Below are 16,185 nucleotides of genomic sequence, written 5' to 3' on the forward strand. Positions count from 1 at the left end.
GCGCTACATCTTCCTTAAGAAACGCTACGGACTCTCTCCGGTCGGCGCCTTCCTCCTGCACCTCGCAGGCTTCCTCTCCGTGTCGGTCAATTTCCTCCTGTACGGCCTGCTGAACGTGCCGGTCCTGTTCACCGGGAAGCGGCTGCGGCGCCGGTGGGCGATGTTCGGCTACCTCGCCGGATGGCACCTTGCGGGCTTTCCCGTTTCCATGGGGCTGCCGCGCGGATAAGCCGCGGGCGGCGCGCCCTCCCCTTCATCTGCCGAAGATCTTCTTCACCGCATCTCCCGCTTCCCTCAGCGTCTTCCTTGCTCCTTCCGCCGCCTTCTCCAGCTCCTTCCCGATCCCGGTGTTCACCGCCGCGGCGGCCGACCGGTTCGCCAGGGAACCGACGACCTGGCGGGCGATGGCGCCCGGCGAATCGCCCCCCTTCCCGCCCAGGTTTTTCAGCTCGATCGCGGGAATCGCGGCGACGCGCGGCTTGCCGGAAAGCGCCGCGGCCCGGATGCTCACCTCCCCGTCCTCGATCACCAGGCTCCGGATGATCACCTTTTTCCCGTTCCCGTCCGTCCCATCTCCCCCGGAATTTTCTCTCCCCCGGGATTTCCCGACGTTCTCCCGGATCCTGTCGATGTTCGATCGGCCGGTATCGTCGATCTCGTAAGACACGCGCGGCCCCCGGATCCTGACCTTCTCGATGACCAGGATGTCTTCGGTCACGGAACCGGCGTCCAGCACCACGGTGATGCCTCCCAGCCGGATGGCGTCCGAAGCGGAAAACCCCTCCGGGTTCCCGACGCGCAACTCTCCGATGGAGGCTTCCCCCGCGCGGAGCCGGATCCGAACGGACCCGACCTCCACCTTCGTTCCGGTCGCTTCCGATCCGTACTTTTCGATGGCGTCGGCCACGATCCGGTCGAGGCCGGACACAAGGAAATACGCTCCCGCCGCGGCGAGGGCCGCGACGACCGCCAGTCCGATCAGGACCTTTCTCGTCGTCGACATGGCAAGCCTCCATGCACCATTCAACACCCCGGACGGCGGCGCGTCCAGATGGTCCGTTGTGTTATCCTCTGGCGGTGATAAAGGAGGCGGATTGAAGATCCTCTATGTGAACAATGCGCGGGTTTCCAGCGGCGCCGAGGACCACCTGGTGGACGTCGGCGCATGGATGATGAAGAACGGGCAGGAGCCGGTCTTCCTCGTCTCCGTGGAGAGCGTCCTCGAGAAGCAGTTGACCGAAGTCGGGGTTCCCTACCACTCCGTGTTCGACAAGCGCCGGCCGCTGACCCTCCTGCAAAGGATCGGCAAGGCCATTCTCGCCGAGCGGCCCGACGTCATCTCGATCAACCGGGAGCACAACATCCTCCCCGTGCTCTGCGCGACCCGCCTTGTCTCCCCATGGCTCAGGAAGAAGCCGAAGATGGTGGCGGTCTTCCATACCCCCACGGGCCGATATTACCCCGGCCTGAAGCGGTTCGACGGGATCGTCGCGACGTCCGAATACACGGGGGCCGGCTTCGTCCGGGCGAATCCCGGGATCGAGCGGGTCATCGAGATCATCCATTACGGGATCCGGCTGCCGTCGGCCGACGAGGCCGCGAAGGCGGACAGGAACCGGCCGCGGAGATATTTCCGGGACCGGGGGTTCCCCATCATCGGCATGGTCGGCGAGCTGTGGAAGAACCAGGAAGAGCTGGTGGACGCCGCGCCGGCGATGCTGGAGACGTTCCCGGACATGACGGTGGCGCTCATCGGCGGATACCAGGAATCCGCCCCGCTGAACGACCGGATCGCCCGCCTCGGGCTGAAGAAGCATTTCGTGCTGACGGGACGCATCCCGCGCGCGATCATCCCCGACGCGTTCCATGACCTCGACCTGTCGGTATCCACCCACCGGAACGAGGGGTTCGGAATCGTGCACATCGAGTCGATGGCCTCCCTGACGCCCGTGGTGGCGTACAACAGCGGGGGGCTCGTGGAAATCCTGCGAAAAGGGGGGGGCGTGCTCGTGGACGGCGGCCCGAAGGAGTTCGCGCAGGCCGTCGTCGCACTGCTCTCGGACGACGAGCGTCGCCGCCGCCTGGCCGCCGAGGGGAGGAAGGCCGTGGAGGAGCACTTCTCCATCGACGCGATGGGAAGGCATCACCTGCGCTACTACGAGAACGTCCTGTCCGGGGAGGCGCGGCGGCGTTAACGGGAAAGCGATCCCGTCCCCTTGCCTGTCTGCAGCGTCTCTCTCACCGCCTCGAACACGGCTTCCACCGAAATCCGGTCCATGCACTCGAGATACGGCGTGTGCCGGCAGACGCGGCTGCGGCAGGGGACGCACGGAACCTCGAGCGCGCGCAGCACCCGGTGCCCCGGTCCGACGGGGCCGGTCCGGTCGGGATCGGCGGCCCCGAAAAGGGCGACGACCGGCGTCCCCACCGCCGTCGCCATGTGCATCGGGCCGGTGTCGCCGCTCACCACAACCATGCATCGCCGGAGCACCGCCGCCGTCTGCAGCAGCGACGCGCGTCCCGCCAGGTCGACGATCGGCACGCCCGCGCCCCCGCAAACCGCGTCGGCGAGCTCCCGGTCCCCGGGGCCGCCGACGAGGATCACCGCGGCCCCCAGCTCGTTGCGCAGCCGGCCGGCCAGGGCGGCGAATCTTTCCGCCGGCCAGCGGTTCACCGGATGGCTCGCTCCCGGATTCAGCGCCACCAGCGGACGACCCTCCGCCCCTTCCCGCGCAGCCAGTTCCCCGGCCCAGCGGACGGCGTCGTCGCTTAAATGGAGCTCCAGACGACGATCGGCGCTGCGCGGATCGATCCCCAGCGGCGCCACCGCCTCCAGGTGGTTCTCCACGGCGTGGACGGGCCGCCGCCGGGCCTTCCGGTACACCAGGATCCGGCACGGCATGGCCGCGGCGAGAAGGAGCCATCCTTTAAGATTGCTACGCTGGTAGTTGACGACGAGGTCGAAGCGCCGGCGCCGCACCTCGGCCCACAGCTTCATGAACGCGCGCCAGGGGCGGTGCTCCCCCTTGCGGTCGAAGACGAGGATCTCGTCCACCAGCGGATCATGGGAGAAGAGCTCGGCGGATGCGGCGCCGCCCGTCATCAGGACGATCCGGGCGTTCGGCATCCGCTCCTTGAGGGCGCGGACGACCGGGGAAAGCTGCAGCATGTCGCCGATCGCGCCCGGCTTGAACAGCAGGATCTTCATCCCGGTTTCACGATGCCGTTTTCGCAGCGCGTTTCCCGGTTCTCGATCCTCCGCCGGGCGATGGCGGAATTGTGCCGGAACTTGTCGCCGGACCAGCTCCACGTCGACGCGTGCCAGAGGTGGAAGACGATCGCCAGCCCCCGGACGGACCGTATCTGCCCCCCCCGGTTCAACACCCGTATGCCGAGGTCGCCGTCCTCGAAAGAGCCGTCCAGGAAATCCTCGTCGCAGCCGTTGATGTCGTAGAAAAGCTTCTTGTGGACGCTGAAGTTGCATCCCCAGATGGCGTCGTTGCCGATCCGGTCGCGGTGCATGAGGTCCCGGAGCAGCCGGTTCCGGATCCGGAACGACTCCTCCACCTTCCGGGAGCGGCCCGCGACGGAGTCCCGGAGGAGCCGGAAGGTGAACCGGTTCAGCACCTCGCCCTTCTCCAACAGTTCCCGGGTGAGCTCCTCCCCGATCTCGACCCGCTTCCCTCCGAGGATCGCCTGCGGATCGCTTCTTTCCGCGTGCGCCCGGAGGAAATGCCGGTGGGCCATGCAGTCCCCGTCGATGAACACCAGGTACTCCCCGGTGGCGTTGCGGACCGTCTCGTTCAGGATCTTCGGCTTCCGGAAGCCGTCGTCCTCCTGCCAGACGTGGACGATCGGGAACGCGCCTTTGAGCGTTTCCTTCATTTCGGCCACGGCGTCGCGCGTTTCCTGCCCGCTGCCGTCGTCGGCGATCAGCACCTCCGAGGCGGGAAGCGACTGCTCCGCCAGGCTCCTCAGGCAAAGCCGCAGCGCCGCGGGGCGGTTATATGTCGGGACTATTACGGATATCTTCACGATATTTTCGGATCCGGCGGCGGGGAAACCGCTCGTCGCCTGCATCATGCTATCATCTGCCGGATGGACGGACAAGACCGGGCAAACCGGACGGACATCGGCGCTTTCATCGCCTGGCTTGCAATGAAGGGCGCCATCGGCGCGGCTTCGCTCATGCCGCTCCGGGTCCTGTTTCCCTCTTTCCGGGGGCTGGCCGCCGCCTGCCGCCTCCTCGGGATCCGCCGGCGCGTCGTGCGGGTGAACCTGCGCGCGGCCTTCGGCAAGGAGATGCCGGAGCCGGAGCTGGACCGGATCGAAAAGGGATGCTACGCCGAGTACGGACGGATTGTCTCCGAGATCGTCGCCTCCGACCGCCTGCTCCGGGGGAAGGAGGAGCGCTTCGAGCTCCTCGGGCGCGATATCCTCGACGAGGCGGCGAGCGGCGGAAGGGGGCTGCTGATCCTCTCGGGGCACATCGGGAACTTCGTGGCCGGCGCTCACTATACGCGAACCGTGGGGTACCGGATGGCGTTCATCGCCAAGCGGATCGGAAACGAGTACATCAACCGCGAGATCGAGCAGGTGTACGGCCGGCACGGCAATACGATCATCGCCGTCAGGGGGTTCCGCAACGACCCGGAGGCCGGAGCGAAAGTCTTCCGCGCCATGAAACAGGGAAGCATCGTGGTCGCCCTGGTGGACCAGGACGCCGGCGTGGAAGGGACCCGGACCACCTTCTTCGGGCTGCCGACGTACCTGCCGGGGGGCCCCGTGGCGCTGGCATGCCGCGGCGGCATCGCGGTCACCACCGGCTTCGCTACGCGTGAAGGGGGGCGCATAAGTATCGACATCCAGCCCCCGATAGATTATTCATCGGCGGCTTCCCTGAAAGAGGCGGTGAGCGCCGTGCTGGACGAGTATTCCCGGCGGCTCGAGGAGAAGGTGCGGAAGCACCCCGAGCAGTACTTCTGGTTCCACAAGAAGTGGAAGGCGCTGCCGGAGATCCTCGAGCGTTACAAGGGGCGGGGATGAAGCTCCTCGTCCTGCGGTACCGCTTCATCGGGGACACGATCCTCACCGTCCCGTTTCTGCGGAACCTCCGCAAGGCCTACCCTGACGCCCGCATCGACATGGTGGTCGCCCCCTACTCCTCGGATGTGCTGGCCGGAATCCCGTACGTCGACGAGTTCCTCGTCTACGACCCGCCCACGATCCACGCGGACAGCACCGGCCGGCACCGGACCCTCCTTTCGAAGGCCCGGTTCGTCGCGGAGCTCCGGAGGCGCCGCTACGACAAGGCCTACGTCCTGAAGCGGTCGCTGTCCAGCGCGATCCTCGCATTCCTCTCCGGCGCCCGCGAGCGAATCGGCTTCGACACGGAGGGGCGCGGACTCCTGCTGACGAAGCGGGTCCCCTACCGCCGCGACCGGCACGAGGTGCTGAATTTCCTGGAGGTGCTCCGGGCCGACGGCGTCCCGGTCGTCGACGACCACCTGGAAGCGTGGATCTCGGAGGAGGAATCCGCCTTCGCGGAGAAGTTCCTCGCCCGCCAGGGGTTCGACGGGCGCTCCCGGCTGGTCGCCATCCACCCGTTCACGGCAAATCGGGACAGGAGCTGGCACGAGGACAACTTCGTCGCGGTCGCGAACGCGCTCCAGGCGGGGCACGGCGTCCGGGTGCTCCTCTTCGGTGGAAAGGGGGACACCGACCTCGCCGCCGGCATCGCGGAGCGGATCCGGCCCGCCCCGATCTCGGTGGTCGGCGCCTCCGATTTGCGCGGGACCATGGCGCTGCTTTCGAAATGCTCCCTGCTGGTCTGCAACGACAGCGGGATCATGCACCTGGGCGCCGCTATCGGCGTTCCGCTGGTGGCGCTTTTCGGACCCCAGACGCCCGACCTGTTCGGCCCGTGGGGCAAACGGTGCAGGGTCCTGACCAAGCGGTTCCAGTGCTGCCCGTGCCGGCAGAAGTTCTTCACGGAATGCGAGCCCTCTCCGAGGGGGAAGCCGATGTGCATGGAGGCGATCGCCGTCGACGAGGTGGTCGCGGCCGCATCGGAGGCGCTTTCCGTGGTGGGGAGGTGACGCGCGTGCGCCCGAAGATCTCCGCCTTCGTCATCACCAGGGACAACGAGAAGGTCGTCGGGGAGTGCCTCGCCTCGCTCGCGTGGGCGGACGAGATCGTCGTCGTCGACGATTTCAGCGCCGATGCGACGCAGGCGATCTGCCTGCGGCACGGGGCGATCGTCCATCAGAGGCGGTTCACTGGCTTCCGCGACCAGAAAAGCCACGCCATGTCGCTGGCGTCCCACGACTGGGTCCTCGAGCTCGATTCCGACGAGCGCATATCGGACGCGATGCGGCAAGCGATCTTAGGGCTGAAAGAGGAGGATTTCGCGCGGCATGCGGGATTCGAGTTCGCCCGCTTGAGCCGTTTTTGGGGGAAATGGATCCGCCACGCGTCTCTCTACCCGGACCGCAAGCTCCGGCTGTACGACCGACGGAGGGGGAAGTGGACCGAGGCGAACATCCACGAGCGGTTCCTCCCGGACGGCCCGGTGGGGCGGCTGCCGGGAGACATCCTTCACGCCCAGGACCTCGATCTGGACGGGTACATCCGGCGCACCGCCCGCTACGCCCGGCTCTCCGCCGAGGAGTACCTGCGGCAGGGGCGGACGGCGCGGTGGCACCACTTCACGGTGAGGCCGCTCTACACCTTCCTATACAGGTACTTCGCGCGCCTCGGATTCCTCGACGGAGTGGAGGGCTTCGTCGTCTCCGTCGTGGGAGCGGTCGGGACGTTCCTCAAGTACATGACGCTGTACGAGCTGCAGAGGGAACGGAAAAAGTAGCGACCCGTCCCCGGTGCCGGTGATCCTGCAGCGTCACAACGCAGCTTCCCGCATCAGGCCGGCCATCAAAGCGGCGATCTCGCCGTGGCGGATGGTCGCCCGGCACTCCGCGTCCCGCGGGCAGACCTTGTCCCCCTTGATCTGGCAAGCCGTGCACGGAAGCGGCGCCTGGACGAACCGGTGGAAGAGGCCGACCGGGGCGGCGTATTTCCCGTCGCTGCCGCGGAACACCGACACCGTCCTGGCGCCGACGGCCGCCGCCAGGTGGAGGGGGCCCGTGTCCGGGCCGATCATGAACCCGCAGGCGAGGTAGACGGCGGCGAGCGCCTTGTACCCCAGACGGGGCAGCAGCTCGACGCGCCCGCCCGCAAGCCGCCGGATGGCGAGGCATTCCTCCCGCTCTTCTTCCGTCCCCCACGAAAGGAACGTCCCCAGCGAAGGGAATTCCTCGGCGAGCCTGCGCACGGTCTCCGACCAGAAGGCGGGATCCATCCGCTTCGTGTTCCAGGTCGTCCCGGGGTGCAGGGCCAGCCGCGGGGCCGCTCCCGGCAGCGTCTCCGAAAGGAGCCGTTCCGCTTCCGCGACCCGGTCCGGGGGAACCGTCACTCCTCCCGCCGATCCCTCGAAGGAGAAATCGCCCCCGAACGGAGCGCTCGCCACCCGAAGGATCTTTTCCGACACGTGCCGGTCCGAGGACGACGCCGCAGGCCGATGATTGGTGAACCAGGCGTTCTGCGGCTCCCGGGCGGCATCCCGCGGGAACCCGAATCTCACCGGCGCTCCCGACAGGAAGGTCACTACCCCGCTCTTGATGTTTCCCTGGAGGTCGAAGGCGACATCATACCGTTCCCTCCGCATCGCGGAGATTGCCGCGAGCGCCTCGCTCCACGTCGAGGGGCGCCCGGCGCGCCCCTTCCATTCCTTGAGAGGAAGCGCAACGACCTTCGCGACGCACGGGTTTCCCTCGAGAAGCTCCACGAACCGCGCGTCCACGGCCCAGTGGATTTCCGCGGACGGCGCCCTCTCATGCAGGAACGCGGCCGCGGGCAGCGCGTGCAGGACGTCTCCCATGGAGGAGAGCTTCACGATCAGGATGCGGCGCGCGTCAAGCAAGGGAAACCGCCATGTTATTGCCGAATTCCATGCATGATACCGCAAACGGGAGGAACCCCCCAGCCGATTTTCCCCCACCGCGACGCATGCATCTGGTATATATAAATGTTTCGTGGAGGGATGGCCGAGCGGCTGAAGGCGGCGGTCTTGAAAACCGCTGAAGCGCAAGCTTCCGTAGGTTCAAATCCTACTCCCTCCGCCAAGGCGAATTCCCGGATCGGCAAGCTTTGGGGAGAGGTGGCCGAGCAAGGCTGAAGGCAACCGCCTGCTAAGCGGTTGTACGGGTAAAACCGTACCGAGGGTTCGAATCCCTCCCTCTCCGCCATGATTTTCCGTACGCTTTTCCTTGGGGAGGGTTCGAACCCGAGCCCTCCGCCGACGAAGAGGAGAAAGAGCGCGACGCACGGGAGCGCGGCAGGAGGGCGAGGCGCCGGGAGGGCGAAGGCTTGGATGGCCTGAGCCTCAGCGGTCGAATCCCTCCCTCTCCGCCATGTTTTCCCGTACGCTTTTCCTTGCGGAGGAATGTCGATCCGGGTCGAGTAAAATGAAGCAAGCGGCCGTAAGCGGAGAGGTGTCCGAGCTGGCCGAAGGAACGCGACTGGAAATCGCGTAGGTGGCTAAACCCCGCCTCCAGGGTTCAAATCCCTGCCTCTCCGCCATTTTTTTGGGTACGAGTTCCTTTGGGCAGGGATTTGAACCGAGTCGAGCGCCGAGCAGATGCGAGGATGAGCCGCCATGGATGGCGGCGAAAGATCAGGGCGACAACCGCGATGGCCATGGAAGGCCAAGTGCCGCGGAGGGCATGGATGCCCGGGAGCGGCGAGCGACGAGACAGGACGTCGAGGAGCGGAGGGAAATCCCTGCCTCTCCGCCATTTTTTCAGGTACGAATTCCTCCGGGGAGGGATTCGATATTTCCGTCGATAATCATTCCATCCAGCTCCAGGAGGTACCGATGAAGAAGATCTGCATGTTCGTGGCTGCGCTGATGGTGGTCGCCGTTGCCGGTTCCGGCTGCAAGAAGAAGCAGCCGTCCCCGCCCCCGATGCCCCCGCAGGGCGCCCCGGAACAGCCCGGGATGCCCGGCGGAATGCCGCCCGGCGGGATGCCGCCCGGCGGAATGCCCGGCGGGATGCCCGGCGGAGCGGGCGTAGAGAAGAAGGTCGTGATTCCCGACGAAGTCAAGAAGTCATGGAAGGCCGCCAAGATCGAAGTGGAGTACAAGGAAAAGAAGGAAAAGAAACAGTTCGACATGCCGCTGAACGCCGAGTTCAAGGTCCCCGACTCCGGCCTCACCATCAAGGTGGGCGCGTTCTTCCCGCACTTCAAGATGGCGCCGGACCAGATCACCTCCGAATCCAATAACCCGGAGAATCCCGCGGTGCAGGTCGAGGTGTTCGAGGGAGGGACCGAGATCTTCCACGGGTGGCTCTTCGCGAAGTTCCCCGAGGTGCACAAGTTCGCCCACGACAAGTACGCAATCGCCCTCGTAGGGGGCGTAAAGAAGTAAGTCGCCGCGAACGCGTCCCACGGAAACCGGGGGGAGGCCGTGAAACGGCCTCCTCCCTGGCCGAGCAATATTCCAATACCAATTGGCCGAATGGGAAACCGTTATGCGTATAAGATTCAAGTTCCTGGAACGCAAACACTACGGCGGTCTTTTAGAAAACACCTTGATAAATACCCATGAAGTCGTAGAAAGATTGGTCCTTGAGGAAAAGAACCACGATACCATCCTGGATATACCCAGCGGAGAGGGCGCATTCGCCAAGCGCATGGTGGAAAAACATGGAATGAAAGTCCATGCGGCCGACTGTGATCATATAATTAAATTCGACGGTGCAGAGTTTAAAGTCGCCGACATGAACAACAATCTGCCTTATGACGATGGCATGTTTGACGGTGTATGCTGCATTGACGGCATTGAACACATTGAGAGACCGTTCGACTTTATAAAAGAATGCGCAAGGATAATAAAGAAAGATGGCTTTTTTATAATCGTAACCCCTAACATATCTTCATTACGTTCCAGGTGGCGCTGGCTATTAACCGGATTTCATCATGGATGCAAATGGCCCCTGGATGAGACCGACCCGATGCCGCTGCATCATATCAATATGGTATCCTTCCCGGAACTCAGATATCGATTAGCCACTAATGGATTTGTCATAAAAAGCATTGCCACAAACCAGATAAAACTCATCAGTTGGATATATATCTTTTTAATTCCATTTTCCCTTATTGCAACATACCTCGTATTCAGGAAAAACTCGCCTACCCCCTCGAGAGCAAGAATCAACAAAGAAGTATTTCGGCAAATGTTTTCGATTCCTACGCTGTTTGGAGCAGGACTCATCGTTAAATCAAAAAAGGTGTGAACCTATTTTTTCGCTTTCCGCAGGACCTCGATCATCCGGTCGTGGATCCGCCCGTTGGAAGCCAGGATGTCCGGCTGGTGGAGGTCGTACGCGCCGCCGTCGAGACGGGTGACGATCCCGCCCGCCTCCCGGAGGATCAGGAAGCCCGCCGCCGTGTCCCAGGGCTTCAGCTTCAGCTCCCAGAACCCGTCGAACCGGCCGCTGGCCACGTAGCACAGGTCGAGCGCCGCGGAGCCGTCCCGGCGGATCGCCTGCCCGGTGAAGACGAACGCCCGGAAGTAGTCGAAGTTGTTGTCGGCCGAAAGCCGCACGTCGTAGGCGAAGCCGGTGGCCAGCAGTGCTTTCCTCAGGTCGGATATTTCCGAAACGGCGATGCGCTCCCCGTTCCGGAACGCTCCCCCGCCCGCCGTCGCGGCGTACATCTCGTCGAGCAGCGGGTCGTACACCGCCCCGGCCGCCATCTCCCCTTCGCGCTCCACGCCCACGGAAACGCAGAAGCAGGGGTACCCGTGCGCGTAGTTCGTGGTCCCGTCCAGCGGATCGACGATCCACCGGTAGGGAGAAGGCGAGGTCCGTTCCGGGCTCTCTTCCGACAGGATGCCGTGGTCGGGAAACCGCTCGCGGATCCGCCCGAGGATGTATCGCTCCGATTCCCGGTCCACCTCCGTGACCAGGTCGATCTCCCCCTTGAAATGGATCTTCTGCCGCCGGCCGAAGTTCCTCCGGAGGATCTCCCCCGCCCCGCGGGCGACATCCTCGGCGAACGCCAGCAATTCCCGGTTTTCCATCCTTTCCTCCCTGTCGATCCCGTGCCCGCGCCGGGCTGACGGCGATTATAATACGTGGAGTGCGCGTCCCTTAGGGAAACGTTGCGCGCCGCCGGAGGCAACCATCATGAAACGCCGCGCCGTCTCACGGCTCCTGCCGCTCCTGCTGCTGCTGCCGCTGCTTATGGCCGCATGCTCCTCCAACAAGACCGCCGTGAAACCGTGGAACCCGGGCGACACGGTGATCTGCCCCCACTGCGGGCGCGAGTTCACGCTCCCCGAGAAGCTCGGGAAATAAATAGTTGTTGACTGGTGGCATGATTTTTATTATCGTGCCACCATTTCCTGCGGAGGGGCGTCGTTGCCCGGCGTGACGCGGTTCGGCATCTCCCTGGACGAGGGGCTTCTCGCAAAGTTCGACCGCCTCATCGAGCGGAAGGGGTACGGAAACCGCTCCGAGGCGATCCGCGACCTGATCCGCGACGCATTGGTCCGCGACCGCTGGGAACTCGGCGACGAGGAGGCGGTGGGTACCCTGACCCTCGTGTACTCCCATGAGGTCCGGGATCTGGAGGAGCGCCTCACCGAGCTGCAGCACGCCCATTACAAGACGATCGTTTCCACCCTCCACGTCCATCTCGACCCCCACCACTGCCTGGAGGTGCTTGTCCTCCGGGGAAAGGCCTCCCTGCTGAAATCCATCGCCGACCGGCTCATCGGGACGCGCGGCGTCCGGCACGGGACGTTCTCGGCCACGGCGGAGGGGAAGGCGCTCGGATGAGATAATTTTTTTTTGCAGAAGTGTTACGAATATATAATTCGTGACATCCTATCTCATGACGGTAAGGGGGCGCGACATGAAACGGAGCGGGGCGGCCGTCGCGGCCGCGGCGGCGATCTGCCTGGCGGTTCTGGCCGGAACAGGGCGGGACGCCCTCGCCGGGCATCCCTTCGGCACGGAAGACGCCGGAACGCAGGGAAAGGGAAACGTCGAGGTGGAGTTCAACCTCGAGCGGCGGAACGGCAGCGACGGGTCGAGAACCACTTCCCTCGGGAACGGCATCACAATGGGGGTCGCCCCGAAGGTCGACCTTGCCGTCGGCTACAGCTACGACTTCGCGAAGGATCCCGCGGGCGTCCGCACGCGCGGCATGGGCGACGTGGAAGCGCAGCTCAAGACGTCCTTCAACGAAGGCGACGGCCGGGTCCCAACGCTCGGCATCAAGGGGGGTGTGTCGCTGCCGGCGGAAAAAGGCGGCCAGACCGCGATCCTGGCGACCGTCATCGCGGAATGGGCATTCGAGCCGTTCACGGTCTTCGCCAACGCGGGGGCCGACATCGGGACGCACCTGGCCGGGAACGACGAGAGGGAGACTTTGTACCGTGCCAGCGTGGCCGGCGCCTGGGAGATCCGGGAGAGCCTGAATCTGGTGTCCGAGCTGTTGTGGGAAAAACCGTCCTCCGCCGGCGCCTCCGTGGAGTTGCTGGCGGGGTTGCAGCGCGGGATCACCGACGCGTTGACCGTCGATGCCGGCGTCCGATGGGGAATCGACAGCGACGCCCCCGATGTGACGTACCTCCTCGGATTCACCCTGGCCTTCCAGGGAACCAGGTAGGGAGGCGACACCATGCACATGGCGGATGCATTGCTGTCCCCCGCCGTGGGGGGGACGTTTTGGGCGGGAACGGCGGCGACGATCGGTTACGCGTCGAAGCGGTTGAAGCAGGGGATCGACGACCGGAAGATCCCGCTGATGGGTGTGCTGGGCGCCTTCATCTTCGCCTCCCAGATGATCAACTTCACGATTCCGGGAACCGGCTCGAGCGGGCACCTCGGCGGGGGCATGATCCTGGCGATCCTCCTCGGACCGCACGCCGCCTTCCTCGTCATGGCCTCCGTCCTGACGGTGCAGGGGCTATTCTTCGCGGACGGAGGGTTGCTGGCGCTCGGCTGCAACGTCTGGAACCTCGGGATCTACCCCTGCTATGTCGCGTATCCGCTGGTCTACAGGCCGCTGGCCGGCGACGGAAGCAGCCCGCGACGCATTTTCGCGGCGTCGCTCGTCGGCGCCGTCGGCGCGCTCCAGCTCGGCGCCTTGTCGGTCGCCCTGCAGACGCACCTTTCGGGAAAGTCCGAGCTTCCGTTCGGCTCCTTCCTCCTGCTGATGCAGCCGATCCACCTGGCCATCGGGATCGTCGAGGGACTCGTGACGGCGGGCGTGGTTTCCTTCGTCCGCGCGCTCCGTCCGGAGATCCTCGATGCTTCCGCCGCCCGGGGCTCGATCCCCGCGAGCGCCTCCCTCAGGACCGTCCTGGTCGGGTTCATCGCGCTGGCCGCCGTGACCGGCGGCGCGCTTTCCTGGTTCGCCTCCGCCCATCCCGACGGGCTCGAATGGTCGATCGAAAGGATCACGGGGAAAGCGGAACTCCAGGAACGGGAGCACGGCGTTTCCGCCGCCCTCAAGGAGCTGCAGGAGAAGACCGCCATTCTGCCCGACTACGGCTTCAGGACGCCGGAGGCCGAAGCGGGAAAGCCGGAGGAAACTCCCTCCTGGCCGTCGGTCGACGCGGGCTCCACGGTCTCGGGGCTGGTCGGCGGCATCCTGGTCCTGGCGATGGCGATGCTCGTCGGGTGGGCCGTGCGCGCCCTGCGGAGGCGCCGGGCCGGATGACCCTGGAAGCCGCGTATTCCGACATCGGCCGGCTGGACCGCCTGTCCTACCTGGACACGGCGGTCCACCGGCTGGACCCGCGCGCCAAGGTGATCGCGACGATGCTCTTCGTGGTCGCCGTCGTTTCGTTCCCGAGATATGAAGTCCTGTCGCTGCTCCCGTTCTTCCTGTTCCCGCTGCTCGTGGGCGCTTTCGGGGACATCCCGGCCGGCTTCATCGCAAGGAAGGTGGCGGCGGTCTCCCCGTTCGCCGTGTTCGTCGGCATGTTCAACCCGTTGCTGGACCCTGGAATCGTGGCCGTTTCCCCGGGGTTTTCGGTCTCCGCCGGTTGGGTCTCCTTCGCCTCGATCCTCGTGAAGTTCGCGCTGACGGTCAGCGCGGCGCTCCTGCTGATCGCGACGACCTCCTTTCCCGGCATCTGCCGCGGCCTGCGCCGTCTGGGCTTCCCCGCCCTCTTCGTCTCCCAGCTCCTCTTCCTGTACCGGTACCTCTTCGTCCTCGTCGAGGAGGCGATCCGCGTCGTCCGGGCGCGGGACATGCGCTCGTTCGGGAGGCGGGGGACCGGCGCGCGGGTGTTCGTCCGCATCGTGGGAACGCTGTTTCTCCGGACCGTGGAGCGCGCGGAGCGGATCTACGGGGCGATGCTCGCGCGCGGCTTCCGCGGCGAGGGCCCGTCGATGCGCCCGGAGACGCTGCGTCCCGCGGACGCCGTCTTCGTGCTCTCCTCGGCTGCCTGGTTCGCGCTCTGCCGCTTCGTCCCCGTCCCCCAGGCGATCGGGCGCCTCGTGCGGGGGCTGGCCGGATGAGCCACCACATCATCGAATTCCGGGATGTCCGTTTCCGCTACCCGGACGGCACCGAGGCGCTGAAGGGGGTCTCGTTCCGGATCGTCCACGGGGAATCGGTCGGCATCGTGGGAGCGAACGGGGCGGGGAAATCGACGCTCCTGCTCCACATGAACGGCCACCTGCTCCCCTCCTCTGGAAGCGTCACGATCGGGGAGGTGCCGCTGCTCAAGGAAACGCGCGCGGAGATCCGCAGGAAGGTCGGCGTCGTCTTCCAGAACCCCGACGATCAGCTTTTCATGCCGACCGTGTTCGACGACGTCGCCTTCGGCCCCCTGAACCTTGGACTGCCTCCCGACCGGGTCCGCGAGCGGGTGGAGGCCGCCCTCCTCCGGGTGAACGCCCTGGGGCTCTCCGGCAAGCCGCCCCACCACCTCTCGGGAGGGCAGAAGAGCGCGGTGGCGATCGCCGCGGTGATCGCGATGGAGCCGGACATCCTCGTCATGGACGAGCCGGCCGCCAGCCTCGACCCGAAGTCGCGGCGCGGCGTCATCGGGCTGCTCAACGGCTTCGCGCACTCCAAGATCGTCGCGTCGCACGACCTCGACCTCATCCTCGACGTCTGCGCGCGCTGCCTCGTGATCCGGGACGGCGCGATCGTCGCCGACGGACCCGCGCGCGCGATCCTTTCCGACGCCGCGCTGATGGCGGAGAACAACCTGGAACTTCCCTTGACCCTCCAGGGAAGGCCATAATGGGATATAAACAACCCCGCCCGAAAGGAGGTCCCCATGGAAGGATTCTGGAATCCCGGGAACCTCGTCCCGAGAACCCTCGCGCCCGGGGTCACCGCCAAGATCGTCTTCGGGGACAAGGTGATGCTCTCCCTCGTCTCGATGGAGCCGGATTCGTACATGCCGGTGCATTTCCACCCGCACGAGCAGATGGGGATGCTGGTGTCGGGGACGATGGAGTTCGCCATCGGCGAGAACGTACGCCCCCTCTCGGGGAACGCGCTGTTCCTGGTCCCCGGGAACACGCCGCACGCCTTCAAGGCGGGGCCGCGCGGCGCCATCCTGATCGAGGCGTTCTCGCCGCCGCGGGAAGACTACATGAAGCCCATGGACTGACGCCTTTGGGAGGAATGAATGGAATGGTTATGGGATCCGCTTGAGATCCCCCCCAGGACGCTCGTCCCGGGGGTGAAGGCGAAGATCGCTTCCGGCGAAAAGGTTATGCTTTCCCTGATCGCGCTGGAGCCGCACGCCGTCGTGCCGACGCACTCGCACCCCCACGAGCAGATCGGAATCCTGGTGTCGGGGGAGCTGGAGCTCACCGCGTGCGGGGAAACGCGGCCCGTTCCCCGGAACGGGATGTACCTGTTCCCCGGCGGGACGCCGCACGCCGCGAAGGCAGGTCCGGAGGGCGCCGTCGCCGTCGAGGCGTTCTCGCCCCCGCGCGAAGAGTACAATGGCCCCGGGGGCTGACGCCCGCGGGGCCTCCCGAGCCCGGAGGGCTACAGCGACGGCATCGGCGCCGCCGGGCCCTTCCTCACCTTCTCCTTCCCTTTCCTGCCGGCCTTTTTCTCCGCGGCCACCCAGCGGTT

The 16,185-nt window shown here is 65.5% G+C and carries 20 protein-coding genes and 3 tRNA genes; 18 read left to right on the forward strand and 5 right to left on the reverse strand.

Going from position 1 to position 16,185, the window contains the following annotated elements; translation table 11 throughout:
- The coding region (locus AB1346_12975) for a hypothetical protein (protein MEW6721356.1) at window positions 1-229 on the forward strand (229 nt) is incomplete at its 5' end.
- Between the two features lie 24 nt (window positions 230-253).
- Here the strand turns inward: AB1346_12975 and AB1346_12980 are convergent.
- A complete protein-coding gene (locus tag AB1346_12980; GenBank protein ID MEW6721357.1) occupies window positions 254-1,003 on the reverse strand; it encodes a hypothetical protein in 750 nt (249 codons plus the stop codon).
- Window positions 1,004-1,094: 91 nt separating this feature from the next.
- On the opposite strand from AB1346_12980, the gene AB1346_12985 reads away from it, so the two are divergent.
- The gene (locus AB1346_12985; protein MEW6721358.1) at window positions 1,095-2,195 is read left to right on the forward strand and encodes a glycosyltransferase family 4 protein; all 1,101 of its coding nucleotides are present in this window, start codon (window positions 1,095-1,097) and stop codon (window positions 2,193-2,195) included.
- Here AB1346_12985 and AB1346_12990 read toward each other — a convergent pair.
- Both AB1346_12990 and AB1346_12995 read right to left on the reverse strand, forming a co-directional pair.
- Window positions 2,192-3,208, reverse strand: coding sequence for a glycosyltransferase family 9 protein (locus AB1346_12990; GenBank protein ID MEW6721359.1), 1,017 nt, complete (start codon window positions 3,206-3,208; stop codon window positions 2,192-2,194). The genes AB1346_12985 and AB1346_12990 overlap by 4 nt on opposite strands.
- Window positions 3,205-4,083 carry a glycosyltransferase family 2 protein gene (locus AB1346_12995; GenBank protein MEW6721360.1) on the reverse strand — a complete coding sequence of 293 codons (879 nt, stop codon included), beginning with the start codon at window positions 4,081-4,083 and terminating at the stop codon, window positions 3,205-3,207. Before AB1346_12995 ends, AB1346_12990 begins: the two co-directional genes overlap by 4 nt.
- A gap of 15 nt (window positions 4,084-4,098) precedes the next feature.
- Between AB1346_12995 and AB1346_13000 the strand changes: the two genes are divergently transcribed.
- The 3 genes from AB1346_13000 to AB1346_13010 are packed head-to-tail and all read left to right on the forward strand — an operon-like array spanning window position 4,099 to window position 6,865.
- Window positions 4,099-5,046, forward strand: coding sequence for a lysophospholipid acyltransferase family protein (locus tag AB1346_13000; protein ID MEW6721361.1), 948 nt, complete (start codon window positions 4,099-4,101; stop codon window positions 5,044-5,046).
- Complete coding sequence (gene waaF, locus AB1346_13005; GenBank protein ID MEW6721362.1) at window positions 5,043-6,098, forward strand: lipopolysaccharide heptosyltransferase II; 1,056 nt, start codon at window positions 5,043-5,045, stop codon at window positions 6,096-6,098. The genes AB1346_13000 and waaF overlap by 4 nt, the downstream gene beginning before the upstream one ends.
- A gap of 5 nt (window positions 6,099-6,103) precedes the next feature.
- Window positions 6,104-6,865 carry a glycosyltransferase family 2 protein gene (locus AB1346_13010; GenBank protein ID MEW6721363.1) on the forward strand — a complete coding sequence of 254 codons (762 nt, stop codon included), beginning with the start codon at window positions 6,104-6,106 and terminating at the stop codon, window positions 6,863-6,865.
- A gap of 33 nt (window positions 6,866-6,898) precedes the next feature.
- Here AB1346_13010 and AB1346_13015 read toward each other — a convergent pair whose 3' ends face one another.
- Entirely contained in the window at window positions 6,899-7,978 is a 1,080-nt protein-coding gene (locus AB1346_13015; protein MEW6721364.1) for a glycosyltransferase family 9 protein, read from the reverse strand.
- Window positions 7,979-8,092: 114 nt separating this feature from the next.
- On the opposite strand from AB1346_13015, the gene AB1346_13020 reads away from it, so the two are divergent.
- The 5 genes from AB1346_13020 to AB1346_13040 all read left to right on the forward strand — a co-directional run bounded on the left by AB1346_13020 (window position 8,093) and on the right by AB1346_13040 (window position 10,355).
- Window positions 8,093-8,180 (forward strand) — tRNA-Ser (locus tag AB1346_13020).
- Between the two features lie 29 nt (window positions 8,181-8,209).
- Window positions 8,210-8,303 (forward strand) — tRNA-Ser (locus AB1346_13025).
- A gap of 240 nt (window positions 8,304-8,543) precedes the next feature.
- A tRNA-Ser gene (locus AB1346_13030) sits at window positions 8,544-8,637 on the forward strand.
- Window positions 8,638-8,932: 295 nt separating this feature from the next.
- The gene (locus tag AB1346_13035) at window positions 8,933-9,487 is read left to right on the forward strand and encodes a hypothetical protein (protein ID MEW6721365.1); all 555 of its coding nucleotides are present in this window, start codon (window positions 8,933-8,935) and stop codon (window positions 9,485-9,487) included.
- A gap of 103 nt (window positions 9,488-9,590) precedes the next feature.
- Window positions 9,591-10,355: a class I SAM-dependent methyltransferase gene (locus AB1346_13040; GenBank protein ID MEW6721366.1), complete on the forward strand. Its 765-nt coding sequence runs from the start codon at window positions 9,591-9,593 to the stop codon at window positions 10,353-10,355.
- A 2-nt stretch (window positions 10,356-10,357) separates the two neighbouring features.
- Here the strand turns inward: AB1346_13040 and AB1346_13045 are convergent, their stop codons facing one another.
- A complete protein-coding gene (locus tag AB1346_13045; GenBank protein ID MEW6721367.1) occupies window positions 10,358-11,143 on the reverse strand; it encodes an inositol monophosphatase family protein in 786 nt (261 codons plus the stop codon).
- A gap of 106 nt (window positions 11,144-11,249) precedes the next feature.
- On the opposite strand from AB1346_13045, the gene AB1346_13050 reads away from it, so the two are divergent.
- The 8 genes from AB1346_13050 (at window position 11,250) to AB1346_13085 (ending at window position 16,066) form a co-directional block, all read left to right on the forward strand.
- Entirely contained in the window at window positions 11,250-11,420 is a 171-nt protein-coding gene (locus AB1346_13050) for a hypothetical protein (protein ID MEW6721368.1), read from the forward strand.
- A gap of 63 nt (window positions 11,421-11,483) precedes the next feature.
- On the forward strand, window positions 11,484-11,903 hold the full coding sequence (nikR, locus tag AB1346_13055; GenBank protein ID MEW6721369.1) for a nickel-responsive transcriptional regulator NikR: 420 nt from the start codon (window positions 11,484-11,486) through the stop codon (window positions 11,901-11,903).
- A 76-nt stretch (window positions 11,904-11,979) separates the two neighbouring features.
- On the forward strand, window positions 11,980-12,738 hold the full coding sequence (locus tag AB1346_13060; GenBank protein MEW6721370.1) for a transporter: 759 nt from the start codon (window positions 11,980-11,982) through the stop codon (window positions 12,736-12,738).
- A 12-nt stretch (window positions 12,739-12,750) separates the two neighbouring features.
- Window positions 12,751-13,794: an energy-coupling factor ABC transporter permease gene (locus AB1346_13065; protein ID MEW6721371.1), complete on the forward strand. Its 1,044-nt coding sequence runs from the start codon at window positions 12,751-12,753 to the stop codon at window positions 13,792-13,794.
- Entirely contained in the window at window positions 13,791-14,600 is an 810-nt protein-coding gene (cbiQ, locus tag AB1346_13070) for a cobalt ECF transporter T component CbiQ (protein MEW6721372.1), read from the forward strand. Before AB1346_13065 ends, cbiQ begins: the two co-directional genes overlap by 4 nt.
- On the forward strand, window positions 14,597-15,334 hold the full coding sequence (locus tag AB1346_13075) for an ABC transporter ATP-binding protein (protein ID MEW6721373.1): 738 nt from the start codon (window positions 14,597-14,599) through the stop codon (window positions 15,332-15,334). Before cbiQ ends, AB1346_13075 begins: the two co-directional genes overlap by 4 nt.
- Before the next feature lie 36 nt (window positions 15,335-15,370).
- Window positions 15,371-15,709 (forward strand): cupin domain-containing protein, encoded by a 339-nt coding sequence (locus tag AB1346_13080; protein ID MEW6721374.1) that lies wholly within the window; start codon window positions 15,371-15,373, stop codon window positions 15,707-15,709.
- Between the two features lie 18 nt (window positions 15,710-15,727).
- Window positions 15,728-16,066 (forward strand): cupin domain-containing protein, encoded by a 339-nt coding sequence (locus AB1346_13085; protein ID MEW6721375.1) that lies wholly within the window; start codon window positions 15,728-15,730, stop codon window positions 16,064-16,066.
- Window positions 16,067-16,185: the final 119 nt, after the last annotated feature.

It is taken from the genome of Thermodesulfobacteriota bacterium (assembly GCA_040758155.1).
Taxonomy (GTDB): domain Bacteria; phylum Desulfobacterota; class Deferrimicrobia; order Deferrimicrobiales; family Deferrimicrobiaceae; genus UBA2219.

Coding starts and splice junctions, on each gene's coding strand:
- AB1346_12995 (MEW6721360.1), bottom strand. CDS start 4,083: ATGATGCAGGCGACGAGCGGTTTCCCCGCCGCCGGATCCGAAAATATC.
- cbiQ (MEW6721372.1), top strand. CDS start 13,791: ATGACCCTGGAAGCCGCGTATTCCGACATCGGCCGGCTGGACCGCCTG.
- AB1346_12980 (MEW6721357.1), bottom strand. CDS start 1,003: ATGTCGACGACGAGAAAGGTCCTGATCGGACTGGCGGTCGTCGCGGCC.
- waaF (MEW6721362.1), top strand. CDS start 5,043: ATGAAGCTCCTCGTCCTGCGGTACCGCTTCATCGGGGACACGATCCTC.
- AB1346_13050 (MEW6721368.1), top strand. CDS start 11,250: ATGAAACGCCGCGCCGTCTCACGGCTCCTGCCGCTCCTGCTGCTGCTG.
- AB1346_13040 (MEW6721366.1), top strand. CDS start 9,591: ATGCGTATAAGATTCAAGTTCCTGGAACGCAAACACTACGGCGGTCTT.
- AB1346_13035 (MEW6721365.1), top strand. CDS start 8,933: ATGAAGAAGATCTGCATGTTCGTGGCTGCGCTGATGGTGGTCGCCGTT.
- AB1346_13075 (MEW6721373.1), top strand. CDS start 14,597: ATGAGCCACCACATCATCGAATTCCGGGATGTCCGTTTCCGCTACCCG.
- AB1346_13060 (MEW6721370.1), top strand. CDS start 11,980: ATGAAACGGAGCGGGGCGGCCGTCGCGGCCGCGGCGGCGATCTGCCTG.
- AB1346_13000 (MEW6721361.1), top strand. CDS start 4,099: ATGGACGGACAAGACCGGGCAAACCGGACGGACATCGGCGCTTTCATC.
- AB1346_12990 (MEW6721359.1), bottom strand. CDS start 3,208: ATGAAGATCCTGCTGTTCAAGCCGGGCGCGATCGGCGACATGCTGCAG.
- AB1346_13065 (MEW6721371.1), top strand. CDS start 12,751: ATGCACATGGCGGATGCATTGCTGTCCCCCGCCGTGGGGGGGACGTTT.
- AB1346_13045 (MEW6721367.1), bottom strand. CDS start 11,143: ATGGAAAACCGGGAATTGCTGGCGTTCGCCGAGGATGTCGCCCGCGGG.
- AB1346_13080 (MEW6721374.1), top strand. CDS start 15,371: ATGGAAGGATTCTGGAATCCCGGGAACCTCGTCCCGAGAACCCTCGCG.
- AB1346_13085 (MEW6721375.1), top strand. CDS start 15,728: ATGGAATGGTTATGGGATCCGCTTGAGATCCCCCCCAGGACGCTCGTC.